1 protein-coding gene is annotated in these 706 nt (G+C 66.9%); it reads left to right on the forward strand.

Annotation, left to right across the window (positions count from 1 at the left end):
- Window positions 1-149 precede the first annotated feature (149 nt).
- A complete protein-coding gene (locus ACFP2T_RS47405; RefSeq protein WP_377434522.1) occupies window positions 150-545 on the forward strand; it encodes a hypothetical protein in 396 nt (131 codons plus the stop codon).
- Window positions 546-706: the final 161 nt, after the last annotated feature.

Genomic DNA, 706 nt, shown 5'->3' on the forward strand with positions numbered 1-706 from the left:
ACGCACGTACGTCCGCTGGCCGGGTTCCCTGACGGGGGACCCGGCCAGCGGCGTCTTCGGATTGACTCCGCAGGCGCCCCAGAGCCTCGTGGCTCAGGTCACCGGCCGGAGGGCACCGGATCTGATGCCACCCCGGCCATAGTGGTTCGGTGACTTCCTCGGTTGGTCGGCCGCTACCGGCTGATGTTGATCCGGCGCTGTGGTACGACAGCGACCCGTGCGGTCGGCACTACCTGTTGGTCGGCAATCCGCACACCCACCGGGGTCTCATGCGCGCTTACTGTCCGGAGGAGGGCAGCTACACCCGGGTGTCGCTCGAGGAGATCGAGATGTGCTCGGAACAGGCTCTCTACTTCATCCGGGGTTTCCTTTCGGGCAACGAGCCACCCCCACCGCTCACCGATGACGGTGACGACGTGCCGATGGACGACCCTCACTATTCGACCTGGCGGGCGGCCATCGACCGATTCCACGACACCGGCCACTGGACGGAGCCGTTCGATGCGGAGACCGACAGCGCGGACGATGCGGGACACCTGTTCTGATTCGGGCCACCGGTCCCCGTCGAGGCCGATACCTCCGTTCATGGCCTCCGAGAGTTCGGCCAGCACCCGGGGGCCTGCGTCGGTGGCAGGCCGCCTGTCGAATGTCCCCGGTGTCCGAATCCCGGTCATGATCGAGTTGGTGCGGTGGAATGTTGGCGGGG

Origin of the sequence: Plantactinospora solaniradicis (genome assembly GCF_042658085.1) — a bacterium.
GTDB lineage: Bacteria > Actinomycetota > Actinomycetes > Mycobacteriales > Micromonosporaceae > Plantactinospora > Plantactinospora solaniradicis.